The sequence below is a fragment of the Megasphaera sp. An286 genome (genome assembly GCF_002163455.1).
GTDB classification, from domain to species: domain Bacteria; phylum Bacillota; class Negativicutes; order Veillonellales; family Megasphaeraceae; genus Megasphaera; species Megasphaera stantonii.
Genome location: NZ_NFIY01000015.1, coordinates 1 through 20,980 on the forward strand (window position 1 = coordinate 1; position 20,980 = coordinate 20,980).

Genomic DNA, 20,980 nt, shown 5'->3' on the forward strand with positions numbered 1-20,980 from the left:
TGATTGCTCCTTTGTTGATGATTTCTCGCAAAACCATTTTAACATGAAGCTTCACTATGGATTTTTGTTTTTTTGATTACCTGTTCAAATTCATTTTACAATTAACCCTTATTTGGCGATATGTGTTTGGCGGCCTATTTTTTCCGCAAGACGGCGGGAATGGGCGGAAAATCTATTCACCGGCTGTGGCTGGCGGCAGCCGGATATTTTTTACTGCTTCTGGGGCGGGAGCTCAGCTGGGGACGAGTCTTTTTCCCGACGGGAATGGACAGCCACGGCCCAACCTTTGTGTCCATGAATTCGATTCCCGGCCATGAAATGATACACGCCGCTATCGGCGTATACACGGCCGTCGTATTTTGCTCTCTCGTCGCTTGTATGCCTTGGAAGAAAATTCTTCATGATATTCCCTTTCCCACCTTTTTATTCTGCGTCTTGGCGGCAGCGGCCATGCTGGCGTCATGCGGCGATAAGGGCTTGCTGTTTCATTCGTATATGGACGCCAACGTGGAAGAATTATCTGAATTATTGGTATACCTCATCCATGGGTATTTTGCCTGGTATTATTACGAATGGTTCCGGCGCCTGACGTAACAATAGCATATGCGGCTATACGAAATATTGCATGCTGCTTGCCCTGCGAGGCAGCATTTTGCCGTGCGGCGGCGGACTGTGATATCCCCTATGCAGGGGAGGGATGCATTATAGGTTACGCCGTAAATATATGGCATAATACAGCCATAAATTTGGTTGACATTGCTTATCGGTTATGTTACACTAACACAAGAGCTAGAAGCTAGCTGGAATTGTTTTTTTAGGAGGATTTCGTTATGCACGGAAAAGTAAAATGGTTTAGCGCAGAAAAAGGTTATGGCTTTATTGAAAGAGAAGATGGCGGCGATGTATTCGTACATTTCTCGGCTATCCAGGAAGAAGGCTTCAAATCCTTGACGGAAGGTCAGGAAGTTGACTTCGAAATCGTTGATGGCGCTCGTGGACCTCAGGCTGCTAACGTAGTTAAAGCGTAATAGCGTTCACAAAACCAAGTTCATAAATCGACCTTTTAACCGGTGACCCTGTTGTTGCCGGTTTTTTATATGCCCGTCGAAAGATAGGTTTTTCTAGGTCAAGAGGCGGCAAGCTGCACTGGCGGCATAAGGAAAAGAGAAAACGATTTGTATCCTGTGCCGGTAAAAAATATACTGCAACTATTTATATGCGTATGGAATAATCGGCGTAATTATGCGGATTTATAGCTGTATGTCAGTTGATACATGCATTAATTTGTATAAAATGTGCATAAAAACTTGAAAAGTTATACTGTCTGTGCTATGATATGCACAGACAGTATTGTTTTTCAAGTTTGGAGGATGCATAGAATGAAACACGCAAATAGTTTTGCTGAGTATACGGCAGATGAAATCAAAGGAATCTTATTGTTAGCCGAAAAAATCAAACAGAATCAGAAAGCTTATTCCCATATTCTGGAAGGCAAGAAATTATACACCTTGTTTGAAAAAACATCGAATCGGACCTACCTGTCCTTTGCTATCGGCATGGAAGAATTAGGCGGCCGTCATTACAATCAGAAATGGGCGGACAGCAATTTCACCATCGGCGATTTGGGCAGTGAGGTAAAATATGTCTGCCGCAACGTCGACTGCATCATGGGCCGGTTTAAGAAAGCCGAAACGACGCATGGCTTTATGAAGAACGCCACCGTTCCGGTCATCAACGGTTGCGACAATACGTTCCATCCGACGCAGGCCCTGGCCGATATGCTGACCCTGTATGAAAAGACGGGCCGCTTTGACGTGAAGGTACTGTACATCGGCGCGAAAAACAATACGTACAATTCCCTGAGCGAAATCGTCGCCAAGCTGGGCGGCACGATGTACGGTTTGACGCCGTTCAGCCAGGTCATGGCCGTAGGCGACGAATTTTACGACGAATTGAAGCAGACGGGCCATTATATCGAAGTGCCGACGGATATTTCCCAGGCCGACTTGAAAAAAATCGTCGCCGACGTAGACTGCGTATATACCGATACATGGGTAGATATGGAATTTTTCACCAATCCCGAATATAAGGAAAAGAAAGAATCCATCATCAACATGATGATGCCGTACCAGATCAACGCGGACCTGCTCGAAGGGACGGATACGATGGTATTCCACGATATGCCGATTCACCCGGGCTTTGAAATTTCCCAGGACGTCATGGAGGCCCATATGGAAACGATTCTCGACGAAGCGGAAAATCGCCGCCATGCCGAAAAAGGGCTGCTCGTGTACTTGATTACAGGTACCTTAGACTGGTAAGATCCTTCTCGTATTAGCCATATATGCAACACACCCTATACAGCGCGTTTCAGGCAAAATCGCGCCGTACAGGGTGTGTTTTCATTTGATCTATTCGCTCTGTTTTCCTTCTTCCTGAAGGTGGCGGCTGTAGGCTGCCAGACGCTCTTCCAGCGTGCCCGTATGAAGCTCGAACAGGTGGTTGTCGTAGTCGTAAAAATAAAGGGAACGGCCCTCGCCGGGGATGCGGCTCCGCGCCTCCCGCATGGGAACGCCGGCCTTCGTCAGCCGCTCTTTATAGGCCTCAAACTCGCCGTCGCTGATTTGGAAGGCAATGTGGTTGTACGTTTGTTCCGGCAGGGACGGCCCTTCCATGATGACGAGCCATAAGGAGCCGACGAGGAAAAATCGTTCCCGCGACAGGGAAAAGGTACGGCTGCCGCTGTCGTAGACGATGCGGGCGGAAAAGATGGTCTGAAAAAATTCTGTCGCTTTGTCCAGATTCTGAACGATAAATGTCATGTGGCTGACGCCGGAAATCATAGGCGATCCCTCCTGTGTGAGTTTGTTTTACTATACTATACCATGACCGATGAAGGCGCACAAGGCCTCAGGGAAGAAAGGCGTTCCAGCTTCGGAAAGGGCCTCGACAAGACGGAGAGTTTTTGATAGTGTATATATGAATCTTTTAATAGGATATAGAGGGGGATAGTGCATGAGAATTTTAGTGGCAATGGAAGTCCATGAAGAACATGTGCGTTGGATTGAAGAGGCCGCGCAGGGCCATGAGGTCGTGTATTGCCCCGTCAAGGGGCTGGTCAGCGCCAGCGTATCAGAAGAAGAATTAGCCAAGGCCGACGTTATCATCGGCAACGTTGTGCCTGCCCAGCTGCGCCATGCCCGCAGGCTGCGCTGGCTTCAGCTCAGCAGCGCCGGCGCCGACGCATACTGCAAGGACGGCGTCATGCCGGCCGGAGCGGCCCTTACGAATGCGACAGGCGCTTTCGGCCTGGCCATAGCGGAGCATATGACGGCCCTGGTTTTTGCCATGATGAAAAAGCTGTACCGATACTACGACAATCAGAAAAACGCCGACTGGCATGACGAAGGCCAGGTAGAGTCGGTATACGGAAAAACGGTCCTGGTCATTGGATTCGGCGATTTGGGCCGCCAGTTCGGCAAGCGCATGAAGGCCATGGGTGCTCATGTCGTCGGCATGCGCCGCCGTAGTGGCGACGTGCCGACTGAAGCCGATGAAATGGGTACGATGGATAAGCTGGACGAGTATCTGGCCAAGGCGGATATTGTAGCGTCGTGCCTGCCCAACACGGCGGAAACGTATCACTTGTATACGAAGGAACGCTTCGACGCCATGAAGAAGGGCGCTTATTTTATCAACGTCGGCCGGGGCAGCAACGTCGTGCAGGACGATTTGTGCGCCGCTGTCCGCAGCGGGCACTTGGCCGGCGCTGCCGTCGACGTGACGGAGCCGGAGCCGCTGCCGGCAGACAGCCCGATGTGGCACACGCCGGGGCTTTACGTTACGCCTCACGTATCGGGCGGATACCATTTGCAGGCTACGCACGACAACATCGTCCGCATTGCCGCTGCCAACCTGCGTCATTTCCTGGCCGGCGAGGCGCTGGAAAACGTCGTCGATTTCGCCACTGGATATAAGAAATAAGGGAAAACACATGAGAAAACCCGCAGTAACGCGAGATAGTATTCGCTGTTACTGCGGGTTTTTCGGCCGAATAATGGGTATCGTCCGGCTTCCTTTATCGATAAAGTGAGCCGTTCCGTTCGTCGTGTCGATGAGGGCTGCTTTGAAAGCTTCCGTCCGTTCCTGCGGAATTTGCAGGGTAAAGGTTACGGTGTCGGAAAAGGCGCGGTCGGCGACGAGGATATCGAAGGACGGAGTCATCCGTTCCAGCGTGCTGACGAAGGAGTAGGAGACGGTAACGTCGGCAATGTCGTAGGGCTTGTAATCGGCGATATCCGCTGCCTGAAGCCCCAGGGTGACGGCGTGGCTGTAGGCCCGGATCAGGCCGCTGGCGCCGAGCTTGACGCCGCCGAAGTAGCGCGTAACGACGACGACCGTGTTGGTAACGCCGCTTTTTTTCAGCGTTTCCAGCATAGGCCGCCCGGCCGTTCCTGACGGCTCCCCGTCGTCACTCGATTTCTGCAGGGCGCCGTCGACGCCGATTTGGTAGGCGTAGCAATTATGATTGGCATCCCAATACTGCTTGCGCAGTTTTTCAATGCACGCCGCTGCTTCTGCTTCGCTGCGGACCTCTGCCAGCGTCGCGATGAAGCGGGATTTTTTTACGATGTATTCCGTTTCGGTCCGGCCGTATACGGACGTGATAAAAGAAGTAGTCATAGATGATCTGTCCTTTGCACTATACTTTTCTCTTATCATATCGCATTTGGCGGCGTTTGACAAAGGGGAAGCGCTATTTCCGCATCGACAGGTCTTCGATGTTCAGCAGCGTTTCGATGGCTTGCTGCTGCGATTGCGGCAAGGCGTGGATCGCCCGGATGATGCGGCTGTCCTTTTCGGAAATCGAAGCGCAGTACTGACAGTCCGATTCGTGTTCCTTATCATCCTGACAGAACATTCCCGGCCTGCCGACTAAGATGCAGATAGGGATTTGGAAAAAGTCGGCCATTCGCAGCAATACGGAAATGTCAGGGGAATACAAGCCCGTCTCCCATGAATACACGGCTTGCTTGGACATGCCGAACAGCGCGCCGAATTCCGTCTGCGTCAAGCCTTTTTTCTTGAGGTAATACCTGATTTCTTGTCCTAGTGTCATAATGTAATCTCCCAGTGTGAACAAATGATACGTTATAGTGTACTGCCCTTATTATAAGGTGAATAGAAATGCAAGTCAATACAAAAATTGCATATTCCTTAATCTTGTCAAAAAATATCTGAATATTTAAAAGATAAGATAAATTCTATTACTGCAACTATTTACACTTAAATCATATAATATGCATACATATGAATAAAAATTCTATAAATAAGGCGTAAACACTGGGATTGTTAATAATAAAATATTATATATGCGATAAATATAATTTATATTGAAAAGAAAGTATATACTAAATCGTGGAGGCCTTTTTGGTCGGCTGCGCCCATCAGTTCCCGGGCAGAGTGCATGGCTAAGATAGGAATGCCGACGTCCATGGTCCGGATGGGTAGATTGGCTGATAAGAGGGAACCGAGAGTCGAGCCGCCGGGCATGTCGAAGCGATTGACGAACCGCTGGCAAGGAATATGGGCCCTGCGGCATAAGGCGACGACAGCGGCCGCCGCTTCGGCGTCGCCGGCGTAGGACTGGCTGGCCGCCGTTTTGAGAGCGACACCTTGGCCGAGGCGGGGCATGTTGGTAATGTCGCACTTTTCCGGTACGTTGGGATGCATGGCGTGGGCGACGTCGAGGGACAGGATGAAGGCGTCGGACGCGTCGATGCGATACTCCCGGCGCGTATAGCCGAGGGAGGCGTAGAGTTCTTCTAACAGGGCGGGGAAGGCCTGGGACAAGGCGCCCTGTTTCGTCCGGCTGCCAACCTCTTCATTGTCGAACAGGGCGACGACGTGGAGGCCGTCGTGTCCCTTGCTTCGGACCAGACTGTCGACGCAGGCGTAGGCCGACGTCAGGTTATCCAGGCGGGGAGAGGAAATGAATTCGTTTTTCAGCCCCATCAGGCAGCCTTCTTCACACAAGTACACCGTAAGGTCGTAAGATAAGATATCCTCGGGCCGGCAATGGCATTCGGCGGCGAGAAATTGGAGAAAATAGGAGGCGTCGTCGCCTGGCCCCGTCAATGTCATGAGAGGCAGCATGTCTTTTTGAGGATTCAGGGCTACGCCGTCGTTGACATGGCTGTTCATGTGTATGGCCAGGCGGGGAATCGTCAGCAGGGGACGCCTGGCGTCGATCAGATGTACTGCCGGCTTGAAGGGATCGTCGCTGGCCACGGCTACCTTGCCGGCCAGGGACAGGGGCCTGTCGAGCCACGATTCGCGGATCATGCCGCCGTAAATTTCGACGTTGAGCTTTCCGTAGCCTTTTTGCGCCAGCGCCGCCGCCGGTTTGACGCGGAGGCAGGGAAAATCCGTATGGGCTGCGGCGATGCGCAGGTTAGCCCGCGGGTCAGGGCCAATTGTAAAGGCGATGAGGCTGGAATCGTAAAGGGAAATATAATATCCCTGACGAGGCTCCAGCTGCCAGGGCTCGTTCCAGCGCAGTTCCCGGAACCCTGCTTCCTTCAAGATGGCCGCGCTGGCTTTTACGGTGTGATAGGGCGAAGTGGCTTGGCTGATAAAATGCAGCAGGCGCTGCGAAAGATGTATGTCAGAGTATGTCATAATCGTACCGTCCTTTTCTGGAAAACTAGTATATCTTGGTATTTATTATAGCATATCTGGGAAATATGCGTTTAGAAAGGACATTTGCACGAATAAGCATGACGAATAGGGGAGGAAGCAGAAGGTTTCAGGAATTGCATGCTTTTTACTGTCTTTAATGAAATCATGCATTGAGTTTAAATAAATAAATTTGATAAAAGAAATTTCTTTAAAAATATCAAACAACAAGCAGATAAACATTGACATAAGTAAAGTGAGAAGTTTATAATAAGTATTGTAATTTGATGTATGCGAAAAAGGTATACTGAGCGGAACGCATGCGATGGTTAATGGCGGTGTATTTTCCTGACGAACAGCCGTTTCAGGGCATATGCCGCCGAAAATTTATGATGACAGAGGTGACGTAGTATGAGTGAACAAAATGCGAAAGTCGTTCGTGAAGATTTGAACCGCGGCCTGCAGGAAAGGCACATCCAGCTGATTTCCTTTGGCGGGGCCATCGGCGTCGGCTTGTTCTTAGGGTCGGCGTCGGCTATTGAAAAGGCCGGTCCGGCTGTCGTCGTAGCTTACATTATCTGCGGCCTGGCTATTTTCTTCGTCATGCGGGCTATGGGCGAAGTCGTTGTCGAATATCCCGTATCGGGCTCCTTCAGCGCCCATGCCTATCAATTCTTGAATCCCTTGGCCGGATATATTTCCGGATGGAATTACTGGTATTTCTGGATTGTTACCTGCATGGCTGAGATTACGGCCGTCGGCGTGTACATGCATTTCTGGTATCCCGACTTGCCCCAGTGGATATCCTGCCTGGCTGCGCTGGCTATCATGACCTGTGCCAATTTGATTTCCGTCAAGGCTTACGGGGAATTTGAATTCTGGTTCGCCCTTATCAAGATTATTACCATCATCTTCCTTATCATTACGGGCGGCGCCATGATTTTCTTCGGCTTCGGAAATAACGGCGTGGCTGTCGGCCTCAGCAACCTGACGGCGCACGGCGGCTTCTTCCCCAACGGCTGGGAAGGCGTGTTCGGCACGCTGGTCATGATTTCCTTCGCTTACGTCGGCATCGAGGTCATCGGCGTGACGGCCGGCGAAGCCCACAATCCGGCGAAGACCCTGTCCGGAGCGATCGACAAGGTGCTGTATCGAATCCTTTTGTTCTACGTACTGGCCTTATTGGTCATCATGGCTATTTATCCTTGGAACCAGCTCGGCCATCAGGGAAGCCCCTTCGTCATGGTATTTGAAAAATTAGGCATCAGCAGCGCGGCTCATATCATCAATTTCGTCGTCATTACGGCGGCTCTGTCTTCGTGCAACTCCGGCATTTACAGTACGGGGCGCATGCTGTACAACCTGTCCCTGCAGGGGAAGGCGCCCAAGTCGCTGAGCGTCGTCAGCTCTCATAAGGTGCCGTACCGCTGCATACTCGTATCCGTATTGTTCATGCTTATCGGCGTCGCCATGAACTATTTCCTGCCGGCGCAGGTATTCGTCATCGCTACGTCTATCAGCTCCTTCGCCTGCATGATTACGTGGAGCCTCATCTTGTTCAGCCAGATGAGCTATCGCAAATCGCTGAGTCCGGAACAGCGGAAATCTATTCGCTATAAAATGCCCTTATCGCCGTATTCTAACTATTTTGCACTCCTCTTTTTCGTCGTCGTCGTCATCTCGGCGGCCTTCGACGCCACGACGCGCATCGCCATTTTTGCGACGATCGTGTGGGTAGCGGCCTTGCTGCTCGTCTATTACGGCACGGGCGTTCATAAGGCGGAAAAAATCCGTTTCGAGCATTATAAGGGAGACGCCGTGGACCCGTCCAACCGGTAGGCCCGAATCTTGAAAAAGACGATAGCGTGCAGTATAGTTATAGTAGAAATCATATAAGCAACGTAGGGAAAGCAGTTGCCGGTCAGGACGACTGGCGGCTGCTGTTCCTTTTTAGACAGGATGGTGACAACCCATGGATGTACTGGAATTAACGGAGGATTTTACGAAACGGCCTGTGTGGGCCCAAATTGATTTAGACGCGGCGGCGTATAATATGCAGCATATTCGTCAGGCCGTCGGGCCGGATACGCTGATTACGTCTGTCGTCAAGGCCAACGCCTATGGCCACGGCGCGGTAGAGCTGGCGAAGGTGTTTTTGGAAAACGGAGCGGATCGGCTGGCCGTTGCCTGCGTCAGCGAGGCCGTAGAGCTGCGGCGGGCCGGCATTACGGCGCGCATCGTCATCCTGGGCCATACGGATGGCCGCCGGGCGCGGGACGTCGTGCTGTACGGCATCGACGCCGCCGTATTTCATTATCAGGATGCAGTCCTGTTTTCCGAAGAAGCGCAGCGGCAGAATCAGACGATACATGTTCACATCGCCGCCGATACGGGTATGGGACGCATCGGCTACCGGCCCAGTGAAGAAAGCATCGCAGAAATCAAGAAGATCGCAGCCTTGCCTCATGTAGCCATTGAGGGGCTGTTTACGCATTTTGCCGTCGCCGATATGGCTGGCGACGAGTCGGTGGGCTATACGAAAAAGCAGTACGAAGCCTTTGCCTGGTTCTGCCGGCGGCTGGAGGAAGAAGGCGTTCCCGTTAACGTCCGCCATTGCTGCAACAGCGCCGGCACGGCAGTGTATCCCGATTTCCGCTGCGACATGGTGCGGCCCGGCATTATCCAGTACGGATACAATCCGTCCGACGAAGTGCCGGTCCCGTCTTTTACGCCCCGGCCGGTCATGTCCCTGCGGTGCTGCGTGACTCACATCAAGACGATTGAACCAGGCGATACGGTCAGCTATGGCCGTCACTTTACGGCAAAGCGGCCGACGGTCATTGCGACGCTGCCGCTGGGATATTCCGACGGCTATCCCCGCGTCTTGTCCAATCGGGCTGAGGTCCTCGTCCATGGACGGCGGGCACAGCAGGTCGGCAATATCTGCATGGATCAGTGCATGATCGACGTGACCGACATTCCCGGCGTTCAAATCGGCGACGAAGTCGTGTTGTTCGGACAGCAGGGCGGCGAAGCGATTCTGTTGGAAGAAATTGCCGGATTGATCGGCACGATAGATCATGAAATTCTCTGCAATATTAACCGCCGCGTCCCCCGCGTGTATATTCAAGGGGGAAAGGTCGTTAAGCGCGTAGAATATCTATTCGAATAGGCTCGGCAGCAGGCCATTGAGGATGGGCCGCTAAATACAGGTTCTCAATATAGGCGCGGCAGGACGTACGTTGCTTTGTACGGACTGCCGGGCCTATTTTTTGTTGCTTATTCTGCGGCCCCTATGGTATTATATAATGTAAACCTCAATGGGGCATCCTTGCCATAACGCAAGCCCTGATAGAGCGTCATTGCAGATATATTCGTGGAAACGGAGAGAACCTACATTGGATATTATAGAAAATAAATTCTACTTTTTGCTTACATATGGATGTCAGATGAACGAGTCCGACAGCGAGCGCTACGCCGGCCAGCTGGAATCGCTGGGGTATCGCCGGACGGAAGACATGGATATGGCCGACGTCGTCCTGCTCAACACCTGCTGCGTCCGCGAGACTGCCGAAGGAAAGATCCTGGGAAAAATCGGCGAGCTCAAGCACGTCAAGCAGCATAACCCGAACCTCATCATCGCCGTCACTGGCTGCATGGCCCAGGAATGGCAGGACCGCCTGTTTGAACGGGCGCCGCACATCGATTTGGTCATCGGCACGCATAATATACACAAGCTCATCGAGCTTATTCGGGAACGGCAGGCTAATTCAGGCCATTATTTGGAAGCCGACATGACCGTACCGGCCTTTCACGATTTGCCGACGAAGCGGTTCCAGAAATTCTTCGCCTGGGTGCCGATTATGAACGGCTGCAATAAATTCTGCACGTACTGCATCGTTCCCTACGTGCGGGGCCGCGAAGTAAGCCGGCCTATTGCCGACATCGTCAGGGAAATCGAGGAGATTGCCAAAGAAGGCTATAAGGAAATTACCCTGCTGGGGCAAAACGTCAATTCGTACGGGCTGGATTTAAAGGACGGCACCGATTTTTCGGCCCTTCTCCAGGCCGTGGACCGTATCGACGGCATCGAACGGGTGCGGTATATGACCAGCCATCCCAAGGACATGACCTTTGCCATGATCGATGCTATCGCCGACAGCAAGAAGGTCGTCAACCACATGCACCTGCCGATTCAGAGCGGTTCCGACGAGCTGCTGAAAAAAATGAACCGGGGCTATACGGTAGACCAATATATGGAACTGGTAGAATACGCCCGCAAGCGCATCCCCGACCTGGTTCTGACGACAGATATCATCGTCGGGTTCCCCGGCGAAACGGAAGAAATGTTTTGCCAGACTCTGGATCTGCTGAAACGGGTTCAGTACGACATGGCTTACACCTTCATTTATTCGCCTCGCACGGGGACGCCGGCAGCCAAGATGGATCATCAGATTCCCCAAGAGGAAAAGAGCCGCCGCCTGCAGCGCCTCATGGACGTGCAGAACGTATATAGCCTGCAGCTGAATCAGGCTATGGAACATAAGGAATACGAAGTCATCGTCGAAGGGCCGACTAAAAACGACGAAAACCACTGGTTCGGCCGGACGACGGGCAATAAGATGATTATATGGGAACACGACGGGTCCGCAGCCGTAGGCGACACCGTAAAGGTCGCCGTCGATAAGGGGCAGACCTGGGTATTGAAAGGACATTTAATTCATTAAGGAGGCAGCGCGTTGGCTGATACAGTAAAGTTGACTCCTATGCTTAAGCAGTATTTGGAGGTCAAGGCTCAATGTCCGGATAAGATATTGTTTTTCCGGCTTGGCGATTTTTATGAAATGTTTAACGACGACGCTTTGACGGCATCGCGGGAATTGGATTTGACGCTGACTGGACGGGGCGTCGGAAATAAGGAACGGGTTCCTATGTGCGGCGTGCCCTTCCACTCGGCCGACACCTACATCGAGCGGCTGGTCCACAAGGGCTACAAGGTGGCGATCTGCGAGCAGATGGAAGACCCGAAAACGGTCAAGGGCATCGTCAAGCGCAAGATCATCAAGGTCATCACGCCGGGGACAATTACCCTGGAAAATGCCGTAGCCTCGAAAAAGAACAACTATATCAGCTGCGTCTGCGCGCGCGACACGTCGATTGCCGTCGCCCTGATGGACGTGACGACGGGAGAATGCCTGTGGTCCCTATGCAACGCCGGCGCTATGGACGACGTGCTGTTTGATATTTTTTCGGTATATGAGCCGAGCGAGCTCATATACGCCCATATGGACGAATACATGGACGCCGTCCAGGCTTATCTGCGCAGCCGGCTGGCCCAGTGCGCAGTGACGCCCTTTGCCGCTGACGATGCCGCCGACTACGAAGCGGTCGCAGTCCGGTATTTTGGGGCGGAAGCGGTAGAGGAAGCGAAGGGAGCAGCGGCCTGCATCGGCATGCTCCTGACCTATGTCGGCGAAGTCATGCAGTCCGATATCGGCCATATCAATTCGCTGGAACGCATTGACAACGATCGCCGTCTGGTCATCGACGCTGCCAGCCTGCGCCATCTTGAAATTACGCAGAACGTCCGCGACGGCGGCCGCAAGGGCACGCTCCTGTCGATTTTGGACAAGACGAAGACCGCTATGGGCGGCCGGCTGCTGCGCAAGTGGCTGGAAGCGCCTCTGGTGCGCATGGCCGATATTACGATGCGGCAGGACGCCGTCGAAGAGATTCTCAGCCATGAAATCATGCGGCAGGATCTGGCCGATACGATGGACCGGATTTACGATTTCGAACGCATCCTGACCCGTATCGAAACGGGGACGGCCAGCCCGAAGGACCTGGTGGCCCTGCGGGAATCTTTAGCGGCGATACCCCAACTCCGGCATATCCTTGAGCAGGCCGGCTCGGACCTGCTCCAGCGCCTGTGCGGCCGGATCCAGACGCACGACGATATGTACGACCTGCTGTGCCGCAGCATCAAGGACGATCCGGGATTGGTTATCCGCAACGGCGGAGTCATCCGCGATGGTTATTCAGCCGAGCTCGATGAAATCCGCTCTATTGCCGCCAACAGCAAGGCCTATTTGAAGGAGCTGGAAGAGCAGGAAAAAGAAAAGACAGGCATCAAGATGAAAATAGGCTATACGAAGGTATTCGGCTATTACTTTGAAATTTCCCACGCCAATACGAAGCCTATTCCCGATTACTATGTGCGCAAGCAGACGCTGGTCAACGCCGAACGGTATATCACGCCGGCGCTGAAGGAGTTTGAAGTCAAGGTGCTGACGTCGCAGGAACGGATGCTGGAGCTGGAATACCAGCTTTTCGGCCAACTCCGCAGGGACATACAGGGCCATATCCGGGAAATGCAGCAGACGGCTCGGGCCATCGCCCGTGTCGACTGCTTGTACAGCCTGGCCTGCGCCGCCCATGACAACCACTATATACGGCCGGGCCTGAATACGAAGCAGGCCGTGCAGATCAAGGACGGCCGCCATCCGATTATCGAAAAGTTCCTGAAGGACGAGCTGTTCGTGCCGAACGACGTGACGCTGAACCACAGCAGCCATGAAATCCTGGTCATCACCGGCCCGAATATGGCTGGCAAGTCGACGTACATGCGGCAGGTTGCCGTCCTGGTACTCATGGCTCAGACCGGCTCGTTTATCCCGGCCCGCGAGGCGTCTATCTGCCCGGTAGACCGTATTTTCACCCGCATCGGCGCCAGCGATGACATCCTGAGCGGCCAGAGCACCTTCATGGTGGAAATGAAAGAGGTATCCTATATTTTAAGCCACGCGACGGAGCGCAGCCTTCTCGTCCTCGACGAAATCGGCCGGGGCACAAGTACCTTTGACGGCATGTCCATCGCCCGGGCTGTCATCGAGTATTGCCTGAAGCACATCCACGCCCTGACGCTCTTCGCCACCCATTACCACGAATTGACCGACATGGCCGACACGTCGGAAAAGATAAAGAATTACACCGTAGCCGTAAAGGAACGGGGCAAGAATATAAAATTTTTACGACGTATCATTCCCGGCGGCGCCGACCGCAGCTACGGCCTGCACGTAGCCCGGCTGGCCGGCCTTCCCGAAAGCTTGCTGAAGCGGGCCGACGTCATCCTGTCGGAGCTGGAGTCCCAGGGAGCCGTGGCGACGCCGGTGACTAAAAAAGAAAGCCGTCCGCCGGCGGACAGCCTGTTTACCGATCCCGTGCTGGAGCGGCTGTTGTCCGTTGACGTGTCGAGTATGACGCCTATTGAAGCGATTTCATTTCTCTACTCCTTGCAGAAAGAAGCTAAAGAAGGGAGCGGCATGAATTGAGTTCTATTATAAATTTGCTTGACGAGGCGACGCGCAATAAAATTGCCGCCGGCGAAGTCGTAGAGCGGCCGGCGTCGTGTGTCAAAGAATTGGTGGAAAACGCCATCGACGCCGGCGCGTCGGCTATCGAAGTGGAAATAGCCGATGGCGGCCAGTCGTATATGCGCGTTACCGACGACGGCTGCGGTATGAGCCCCGAAGACGCGCGCAAGTGCATTATCCGCCATGCGACGAGCAAGATCAGCGCCGTCGAAGATATCTTTGCCATCAGCTCGCTGGGGTTCCGCGGCGAAGCCGTACCCAGCATCGCCGCCGTATCGCATATGCAGATTACGACGCGCCGGCCCGACGACGACTTTGCTACGCATCTCCTTCTCGACGGCGGCGAAATTACCAGCGAAGACCAGATCGGCGCGCCTGTAGGCACGACGATGGAAGTGAGCGATTTATTTTACAATACGCCGGCCCGCCGCAAATTTTTGAAGAGCGAGCGAACGGAAAGCTCTAAGATCAGCGAAATGATTACTAAGCTGGCCTTATCGCATCCGTCCATTGCCTTTACCTTTACGAATAACGGCCGGACGACGCTGCATACGGGCGGAGGCGGCGAGCTGAAGGAAACGATAGCCAATATTTACGGCGCGGCGCTGGCGAAGGAAATCTTCTCCATTTCCCATGACGACGGCGACATCGCCGTCGAAGGCTACGTAGGCAAGCCGTCGGTATTAAAGAGCACGCGGGCCTGGCAAACCTGCATCGTCAATGGCCGCATCGTGCACAACCCCCTCATATTTAAGGCCGTGGAAAACGCCTATCACGCCATGTTGCCCAAATCGGGCTATCCCTTCGCCATGATTCACATTCACATGGACCCGGCGGCGGTAGACGTCAACGTCCATCCGGCCAAGACGGAAATAAAATTTGCCGACGAACAGGCCGTGTATCGGGCCGTATACCACAGTATCATTACGGCCCTGGTAGCCCAGGAAAAGCCGGAAGACATTGCGACGAACATCGATATGCCGCCGCAGCAGATACAGCGCAGGGAAGCGGAGGAAGAGGCGTTGGAGCTGAAAGAGCAGACGGCGGCTCCGCCGGCACAAGCCCAGGAACTTCCCTTTGAGGACCTTTCGCCCCTGCCGCAGCGGCGCGCCGACGCTGTACAGGAACCGAGGCGTATGCCCGTGTGGGAAACGAGAGATGTCGTGACTCCCGTATACAGCCGTCAGGACGAGACGGGCAGAACGGCTGCGCGGTCGTCGGCCAATACATATGAGCCTTCCCGGTCTTCAGCTGACGATTGGGACGCCTTTAGCCGCGAACTGGCGTCGAAGGGGCAGGCGGCGCAGGACGACGCGCCGGTCATTACCTTCGACGGCGATGAAGACGTATTTATTCCTCTGGGCGAGGTAGCCGACTGCTTCATTATCGCCAAGAAGGGCCAGGATTTGTACATCATAGACCAGCATGCAGCCCATGAACGGATACGATACGACAAATTCTGCCGGCGGGCGGAGAAAATGCCCAGCCAGCAGCTTCTGACGGCGGAATTCGTGGAAGTCGACGGCGACGACATGACCTTGCTTCTGGAACGGCCGGACGTATTCGCCGATTTGGGCTATACCTATTCCGAGGCGGGGCCGTCGACGCTGCGCGTGGAAGAGGTTCCCTGCGACTTGCCGACGAGCCAGATAGCCGATTCTCTCGAGGATATCTGCCGGGCTCTTCACGAAAACGACGCCGTAGACAAGGCGGCGCTGCGCCATCGTTCCCTGGCGTATTTATCGTGCCACGGCGCGATCAAAGCCGGCGACGCGCTGAATATCCGCCAGATGAAGCAGCTGCTGGAGGACTTGTTCCATACGGATAAGCCCTACGTGTGCCCGCACGGCCGGCCGATTATCGTGCGCTTTACGCCGGACGAGCTGGCAAAATTATTCAAACGGACGTAGCGATGGAAAGAATATATGTAACGCCTTCGCTGAAGGCGAAAGATAAGCTGACTCAAGAAGCCCGCGTCTGGGCCGATGAAATCGGCGCCGTTTTCGTGCCGCGCCGGGGCCGGACGATGGAAGAATTGCAGGCTGCGTACGGAGAAGCTGTCCTCGTGTATACGTCGCGGGGGCCGCAGCTCACGCGGGCTGAGGGCACTCACTTTTTCAGCCTGAATATGGCGGAGCTCCGCATTCAGCATATTCGAAAGGGGCAGACGGATCATCTGCTCGAAGCTATCGGTGCGGAAGGGCCGATACGGCTCCTCGACTGTACCTGCGGCTTTGGCGCCGACGCGATTACGGCGTCTTTCGCCTTGCCTGCCGGTTCCGTCGTCCATGGGCTGGAAGCTTCGCCGTTGCTGGAAGCCGTGACCGAATGGGGCTGCCGGTATTTTTGTCATGAACAGGACGATGTGACGGCGGCCTTGCGGCGCGTCCAGGTGCGGAGGGGAAATTATAAGGACTATTTGGAAGACGCGTCGGCCCCTCTGTACGACGTATTGTATTTTGACCCCATGTTCAGCCGGCCTGTGGCGTCGAGCTGCCAATTCCAGCCCGTGCGGCCTATTATGGATCACGAACCGCTGACGGTGGAATCCCTGCGGCTGGCCGTCAAAAAAGCGCGGCGGCGCGTCGTCGTCAAGGGCCGGTATTTCCGCGAGCTCGAACAGGCGTTTCCGCAGATGAAGCGGTACGGCGGCAAATACAGCCGCGTCGGCTACGCCGTCTTAGACGGGGAGGCATAAATGGAGAAAGTAATTGCAATTATTGGCCCGACGGCCGTCGGCAAGACGGCCCTGAGCTTTTCCTTGGCCGAACATTTTCATACGGAGCTCATTTCCGGCGATGCCTATCAGATTTACAAGCACATGGACATCGGCACGGCCAAGCCGACGGCCGACGAGCTGCGCCGTTATACCCATCACCTCGTCGACATCGCCGAGCCGGACCAGCCCTATTCGGCGGCCTTGTTCTGCCAGATGGCCCGGAAGGCTATTTCCGACGTAGCGGCGAAGGGAACCATCCCCATTCTCGTCGGCGGCACGGGACTGTATGTCCAGGCCTTGCTGGAAGGATACAGCTTTGACAGCTCCGGCGCCGACGAGGCGCTGCGGCAGAAGGCCAGAGAGCGCATCGCCGCATTGCCGGAAGTCGAGCTGAAAGCCTATATTGCGGAGCAGACAGCGTGGCAACCTGCGGACTGGCATGAGCTGCTGTCGAATACGAACCGCCTCGTGCGCCTCCTGGCGGCGATTGAAAAGGGCGAAGGCCGGCAGCTCGTGCGGGCCGGAAAGGCGGAGGGCCTCGTGTACGACGCCTTCGTCGTCGGCTTGTCCCTGCCGCGAAGCGAATTGTACGAGCGCATTGAACGGCGCGTCGATTTGATGCTGGAAGCGGGTTGGCCCGAAGAGGTCAAAGGGCTGCTGGACGCCGGCGTGTCGTCGCAGTGCCAAGCCATGAAGGCCATCGGTTACGAAGAACTGGCATTGTACGCCCAAGGAAAGATGACGCTGGCAGATGCAGCGGAGCGCATTAAGATACGGACGCGGCGCTTTGCCAAGCGGCAGATGACCTGGTATCGCCGTATGCCCTATATACGCTGGTTTGAAAAAGAACGGTACCCTTCGGAAGAGGCGCTGGCTGACGACGTCATCGCCTGGATTGAAGGCAGATAATATATACATATTGTGAGAACAAATTAGAATCGTTCCTGCAAAGAGCAACGACAGGATGCAGGAAACGCAGCAGGAGAAAGGATCTGAGTTTTTGTCTATCGATTTGGAACATATCAGAAAGCAGGCTATGGCGGCCTGCGCCGCTCAGTTTGAACGGATTGACGCGATTTGCCTGCATAATACCCAGAAGGTACTGCAGGCGTATAGAGAATGCCAGATTTCGTCCTATCAGTTTGCCGGTACGTCCGGATACGGATACAGCGACATGGGACGGGAAAAGCTGGACGAAGTATTCGCTCACGTATTTAAGGCGGAAAAAGCCCTCGTACGGCCCCATTTCGTATCGGGGACGCACGCCCTGGCTACGGTGCTGTGCGCTCTCCTGCAGCACGGCGATACGATGATATCCCTCATCGGCGCGCCGTACGACACGATGCAGAGCGTTATCGGCTATGCCCACGAAACGCCGCATTCCCTGAAGGAAAAGGGCGTCATATATGATGAAGTGCCTTTGAAGGACAACGCCTATGATTTGGAAGGCATCCGGGAAAAAGTAGGGGCGGCGCAGCCGAAGCTGGTGCTGATTCAGCGTTCCCGCGGCTACAGCACGCGGGCGTCCTTGAAGATTTCCGATATCCGCGAAATCATTCAGACTGTCAAAGCCGTAAGCCCGCAGACGATCTGCTTCGTCGACAACTGCTACGGCGAATTCGCCGCCGAAGAAGAACCGATTGAAGCCGGCGCCGATATTATCGCCGGCTCGCTCATCAAAAACCCCGGCGGCGGCATTGCGCCGACAGGCGGCTACATTGCCGGCCGGGAAGATTTGGTCTCGGCGGCGGCGGACTATTTGACGGCGCCGGGACTGGGCGACGAACTCGGCTCCTATGCGGCAGGCTACCGCTTGTTCTTCCAGGGCTTTTTCATGGCTCCTCATGTGACGGCCCAAGCCATTAAAGGAGCCGTCTTTGCGGCGGCCGTCTTCACCCAGTTGGGATTCAAGGTATCTCCGCTGCCGGAAGAAGAACGGTACGACTTGATTCAGACGATTTATCTGGAAAATGAACAGAACATGTGCCTGTTTTGCCAGGGAATTCAGTCCTTCTCGCCAGTTGACGCCCACGTCACGCCGATTCCCGACGACATGCCCGGCTATGCCGACAAGATCATCATGGCTGCCGGCGATTTCGTGCAGGGCTCGTCCATTGAATTGTCGGCCGACGGTCCCATTCGCGAGCCCTATATGATTTATCTTCAGGGCGGCATCGTCTTTGAACACAACGTATTGGCCGTCATGAGCGCTGCCAAGTATATCAGCGACCATGCCGAAGGAGAACGGAATGATTAAGGAAGTCCTCGTCGTCGAAGGCCGCTCTGACGTGGCCCGCATTCAGGCCAGCGGCATCGACGCCGACATGATTACGACCGACGGGTTTAACCTGCGCCCGGATACGATCCGGCAAATACAGTATGCCTATGAAAAGCGGGGCATCATCATCCTGACCGACCCGGACAGCGCCGGCGAGCGCATCCGCAAGTATTTGACCGAGCGCTTTCCCGACGCCAAGCACGCTTTCATTCCCCGCAAGGACGCCATTGCCAACGGCGACCTGGGCGTAGAACAGGCATCGCCCGAAGCGATTCGCCTGGCCTTGGAAAAGACGCGCTGCGCCGTGTACGAGCCGGAAGAACAGTTTACGATGGCCGATGTCGTATTGGCTGATTTGAACGGCTCTCCCGAAGCGGCGGACCGCCGGGCTGCCGTCGGGGCTATTCTGGGCATCGGCTACGGCAATGCCAAGCAATTTTTAAAGCGCCTCAATCACTACGGCGTTACCCGCGCCGAATGGGAAGAGGCCCTCGCCAAGATAGAGGAGGTAGACGACAGTGAAAGACGTTGATTTGTCCAATCCCGACGTAGTCCGCTACGTCGTCAATCGCTTCGGCCTGCGCATGAACAAGAAGCTGGGCCAGAATTTTCTCATCCGCCACGCTGTCGTCGACGATATCGCCGCGGCGGCGGAGCTTAAGCCCAGCGATCCCGTACTGGAAATCGGGCCGGGCATCGGCACCCTGACCCAGGCGCTGGCCGAAACGGGGGCGGCTGTAACCGCCGTTGAGCTGGACGACCACCTGTTGCCCGTATTGGACAAGACGCTGGAGCATTACGACAATGTCCGCGTCGTCCACGGCGATATCATGCGCATCGACATTGCCGAAACGATGAACCATAAGCCTTTTAAGGTCTGCGCTAATCTGCCCTATTACATTACGACGCCGATTATCATGAAGCTCCTCGAGCAGAAGCTTCCCATTGAAAAAATCGTCGTCATGGTGCAGAAGGAAGTGGCCGAACGGATGGTAGCCGCGCCGGGCAGCAAGATATACGGGGCCTTGTCCGTGTCGGTCCAATACTACACGGATCCCCGGATGTTATTTGAAATTTCGCCGAAATGCTTTATGCCTGCTCCGGAGGTTACGTCGGCCGTCGTATCCATGGATGTGCGGCAGACGCCGCCCGTGCAGGTGCAGGACGAAAAACGGTTTTTCCAGGTCGTCAAGACGGCATTTTCCCAGCGCCGCAAGACCTTTTCCAATACCCTTAAATCGGCGGGCTTGTCGAAAGAGCAGATTGCCGGCATATTGGAAGCCAGCCGTATAGACGGCAGCCGCCGCGGCGAAACGATGAGCTTGCAGGAATTTGCCGACGTAGCCGACGCCTGGAGCCATATGGCGGCGGATGAAGGGAAGTAATATTTCTTTGAGGAGGATTCAGACAATGCCACAGATTATTTCGTTCGGCGGACATACGCCGCAGATAGACCCGACGGCATATATTGCCGAATCGGCTGTCATTATTGGCAACGTTACGATTAAAGCCGGCGCGAATATTTGGCCCCACACCGTGATTCGCGGCGACGAAAGCCAGATTATCATCGGTGAAAACGTCAGCATTCAGGACAATTCGACGGTTCACACCTATCCGGCCCTGCCCATGATCATCGGCGACAATACCCTCGTCGGCCACAACGTCATCCTGCACGGCCATTCGATTGGCAAGGGCTGCCTGATCGGCATGGGTTCCATCCTCATGGACGCTACGGAAATCGGCGACGAATCGATCATCGGCGCTGGCACGATGATTACGAAAAAGAAGGTCATTCCGCCCCGTTCCCTCGTATACGGCACGCCGGCCAAGGTAGTCCGCGAGCTGTCTCAGGAAGAAGTCGACGGCGTACAAAGCGAGGTCAAGCTGTATGCTGATTTGGGGGCAGAATACAAGAAACTGCAGGGGGAATAA

General features: G+C 54.5%; 19 protein-coding genes. 15 read left to right on the plus strand and 4 right to left on the minus strand.

What is annotated here, in order from left to right:
• Positions 1-126: 126 nt before the first annotated feature.
• The 3 genes from B5F80_RS07745 (at position 127) to B5F80_RS07755 (ending at position 2,321) form a co-directional block, all read left to right on the plus strand.
• Positions 127-594, plus strand: a complete 468-nt coding sequence (locus B5F80_RS07745; RefSeq protein ID WP_087478253.1) for a hypothetical protein — start codon at positions 127-129, stop codon at positions 592-594.
• 236 nt (positions 595-830) lie between these two features.
• On the plus strand, positions 831-1,028 hold the full coding sequence (locus tag B5F80_RS07750) for a cold shock domain-containing protein (RefSeq protein WP_087478254.1): 198 nt from the start codon (positions 831-833) through the stop codon (positions 1,026-1,028).
• A 351-nt stretch (positions 1,029-1,379) separates the two neighbouring features.
• Entirely contained in the window at positions 1,380-2,321 is a 942-nt protein-coding gene (locus tag B5F80_RS07755) for a hypothetical protein (protein ID WP_087478255.1), read from the plus strand.
• A 90-nt stretch (positions 2,322-2,411) separates the two neighbouring features.
• On the opposite strand, the gene fosX is transcribed toward B5F80_RS07755, so the two are convergent.
• The gene (gene fosX, locus B5F80_RS07760; protein WP_087478256.1) at positions 2,412-2,843 is read right to left on the minus strand and encodes a FosX/FosE/FosI family fosfomycin resistance hydrolase; all 432 of its coding nucleotides are present in this window, start codon (positions 2,841-2,843) and stop codon (positions 2,412-2,414) included.
• A gap of 172 nt (positions 2,844-3,015) precedes the next feature.
• Between fosX and B5F80_RS07765 the strand changes: the two genes are divergently transcribed.
• Entirely contained in the window at positions 3,016-3,984 is a 969-nt protein-coding gene (locus tag B5F80_RS07765) for a D-2-hydroxyacid dehydrogenase (RefSeq protein ID WP_087478257.1), read from the plus strand.
• 48 nt (positions 3,985-4,032) lie between these two features.
• On the opposite strand, the gene B5F80_RS07770 is transcribed toward B5F80_RS07765, so the two are convergent.
• The 3 genes from B5F80_RS07770 to B5F80_RS07780 form a co-directional block, all read right to left on the minus strand.
• Positions 4,033-4,683, minus strand: coding sequence for a YigZ family protein (locus B5F80_RS07770; protein WP_087478258.1), 651 nt, complete (start codon positions 4,681-4,683; stop codon positions 4,033-4,035).
• A gap of 73 nt (positions 4,684-4,756) precedes the next feature.
• Complete coding sequence (locus tag B5F80_RS07775; protein ID WP_087478259.1) at positions 4,757-5,119, minus strand: helix-turn-helix transcriptional regulator; 363 nt, start codon at positions 5,117-5,119, stop codon at positions 4,757-4,759.
• 269 nt (positions 5,120-5,388) lie between these two features.
• Positions 5,389-6,681, minus strand: coding sequence for a M18 family aminopeptidase (locus tag B5F80_RS07780; protein ID WP_087478260.1), 1,293 nt, complete (start codon positions 6,679-6,681; stop codon positions 5,389-5,391).
• A 408-nt stretch (positions 6,682-7,089) separates the two neighbouring features.
• On the opposite strand from B5F80_RS07780, the gene B5F80_RS07785 reads away from it, so the two are divergent.
• The 11 genes from B5F80_RS07785 to B5F80_RS07835 all read left to right on the plus strand — a co-directional run bounded on the left by B5F80_RS07785 (position 7,090) and on the right by B5F80_RS07835 (position 20,980).
• A complete protein-coding gene (locus B5F80_RS07785; RefSeq protein WP_087478261.1) occupies positions 7,090-8,517 on the plus strand; it encodes an amino acid permease in 1,428 nt (475 codons plus the stop codon).
• Positions 8,518-8,650: 133 nt separating this feature from the next.
• Entirely contained in the window at positions 8,651-9,850 is a 1,200-nt protein-coding gene (alr, locus tag B5F80_RS07790; RefSeq protein ID WP_087478262.1) for an alanine racemase, read from the plus strand.
• A gap of 277 nt (positions 9,851-10,127) precedes the next feature.
• A complete protein-coding gene (miaB, locus tag B5F80_RS07795) occupies positions 10,128-11,405 on the plus strand; it encodes a tRNA (N6-isopentenyl adenosine(37)-C2)-methylthiotransferase MiaB (RefSeq protein WP_239386330.1) in 1,278 nt (425 codons plus the stop codon).
• 39 nt (positions 11,406-11,444) lie between these two features.
• Positions 11,445-14,009 carry a DNA mismatch repair protein MutS gene (mutS, locus tag B5F80_RS07800; protein WP_087478264.1) on the plus strand — a complete coding sequence of 855 codons (2,565 nt, stop codon included), beginning with the start codon at positions 11,445-11,447 and terminating at the stop codon, positions 14,007-14,009.
• On the plus strand, positions 14,006-15,961 hold the full coding sequence (mutL, locus tag B5F80_RS07805) for a DNA mismatch repair endonuclease MutL (RefSeq protein WP_087478265.1): 1,956 nt from the start codon (positions 14,006-14,008) through the stop codon (positions 15,959-15,961). The genes mutS and mutL overlap by 4 nt, the downstream gene beginning before the upstream one ends.
• A gap of 2 nt (positions 15,962-15,963) precedes the next feature.
• Complete coding sequence (locus tag B5F80_RS07810; RefSeq protein WP_087478266.1) at positions 15,964-16,749, plus strand: class I SAM-dependent methyltransferase; 786 nt, start codon at positions 15,964-15,966, stop codon at positions 16,747-16,749.
• Positions 16,750-17,679 carry a tRNA (adenosine(37)-N6)-dimethylallyltransferase MiaA gene (miaA, locus tag B5F80_RS07815; RefSeq protein ID WP_087478267.1) on the plus strand — a complete coding sequence of 310 codons (930 nt, stop codon included), beginning with the start codon at positions 16,750-16,752 and terminating at the stop codon, positions 17,677-17,679. It begins immediately after the preceding gene.
• Positions 17,680-17,776: 97 nt separating this feature from the next.
• Entirely contained in the window at positions 17,777-19,027 is a 1,251-nt protein-coding gene (locus B5F80_RS07820; protein ID WP_204246370.1) for a methionine gamma-lyase family protein, read from the plus strand.
• On the plus strand, positions 19,020-19,580 hold the full coding sequence (gene rnmV, locus B5F80_RS07825) for a ribonuclease M5 (protein ID WP_087478269.1): 561 nt from the start codon (positions 19,020-19,022) through the stop codon (positions 19,578-19,580). Before B5F80_RS07820 ends, rnmV begins: the two co-directional genes overlap by 8 nt.
• Complete coding sequence (gene rsmA / locus B5F80_RS07830; RefSeq protein WP_087478270.1) at positions 19,567-20,433, plus strand: 16S rRNA (adenine(1518)-N(6)/adenine(1519)-N(6))-dimethyltransferase RsmA; 867 nt, start codon at positions 19,567-19,569, stop codon at positions 20,431-20,433. Before rnmV ends, rsmA begins: the two co-directional genes overlap by 14 nt.
• 25 nt (positions 20,434-20,458) lie before the next feature.
• The gene (locus B5F80_RS07835) at positions 20,459-20,980 is read left to right on the plus strand and encodes a gamma carbonic anhydrase family protein (protein WP_087478271.1); all 522 of its coding nucleotides are present in this window, start codon (positions 20,459-20,461) and stop codon (positions 20,978-20,980) included.

What these genes read in the sequence shown, in the direction of transcription:
- B5F80_RS07750 (WP_087478254.1), top strand. Translation starts at nt 831, where the DNA reads ATGCACGGAAAAGTAAAATGGTTTAGCGCAGAAAAAGGTTATGGCTTT.
- B5F80_RS07755 (WP_087478255.1), top strand. Translation starts at nt 1,380, where the DNA reads ATGAAACACGCAAATAGTTTTGCTGAGTATACGGCAGATGAAATCAAA.
- fosX (WP_087478256.1), bottom strand. Translation starts at nt 2,843, where the DNA reads ATGATTTCCGGCGTCAGCCACATGACATTTATCGTTCAGAATCTGGAC.
- B5F80_RS07765 (WP_087478257.1), top strand. Translation starts at nt 3,016, where the DNA reads ATGAGAATTTTAGTGGCAATGGAAGTCCATGAAGAACATGTGCGTTGG.
- B5F80_RS07770 (WP_087478258.1), bottom strand. Translation starts at nt 4,683, where the DNA reads ATGACTACTTCTTTTATCACGTCCGTATACGGCCGGACCGAAACGGAA.
- B5F80_RS07775 (WP_087478259.1), bottom strand. Translation starts at nt 5,119, where the DNA reads ATGACACTAGGACAAGAAATCAGGTATTACCTCAAGAAAAAAGGCTTG.
- B5F80_RS07780 (WP_087478260.1), bottom strand. Translation starts at nt 6,681, where the DNA reads ATGACATACTCTGACATACATCTTTCGCAGCGCCTGCTGCATTTTATC.
- B5F80_RS07785 (WP_087478261.1), top strand. Translation starts at nt 7,090, where the DNA reads ATGAGTGAACAAAATGCGAAAGTCGTTCGTGAAGATTTGAACCGCGGC.
- alr (WP_087478262.1), top strand. Translation starts at nt 8,651, where the DNA reads ATGGATGTACTGGAATTAACGGAGGATTTTACGAAACGGCCTGTGTGG.
- miaB (WP_239386330.1), top strand. Translation starts at nt 10,128, where the DNA reads ATGAACGAGTCCGACAGCGAGCGCTACGCCGGCCAGCTGGAATCGCTG.
- mutS (WP_087478264.1), top strand. Translation starts at nt 11,445, where the DNA reads ATGCTTAAGCAGTATTTGGAGGTCAAGGCTCAATGTCCGGATAAGATA.
- B5F80_RS07810 (WP_087478266.1), top strand. Translation starts at nt 15,964, where the DNA reads ATGGAAAGAATATATGTAACGCCTTCGCTGAAGGCGAAAGATAAGCTG.
- miaA (WP_087478267.1), top strand. Translation starts at nt 16,750, where the DNA reads ATGGAGAAAGTAATTGCAATTATTGGCCCGACGGCCGTCGGCAAGACG.
- rnmV (WP_087478269.1), top strand. Translation starts at nt 19,020, where the DNA reads ATGATTAAGGAAGTCCTCGTCGTCGAAGGCCGCTCTGACGTGGCCCGC.
- B5F80_RS07835 (WP_087478271.1), top strand. Translation starts at nt 20,459, where the DNA reads ATGCCACAGATTATTTCGTTCGGCGGACATACGCCGCAGATAGACCCG.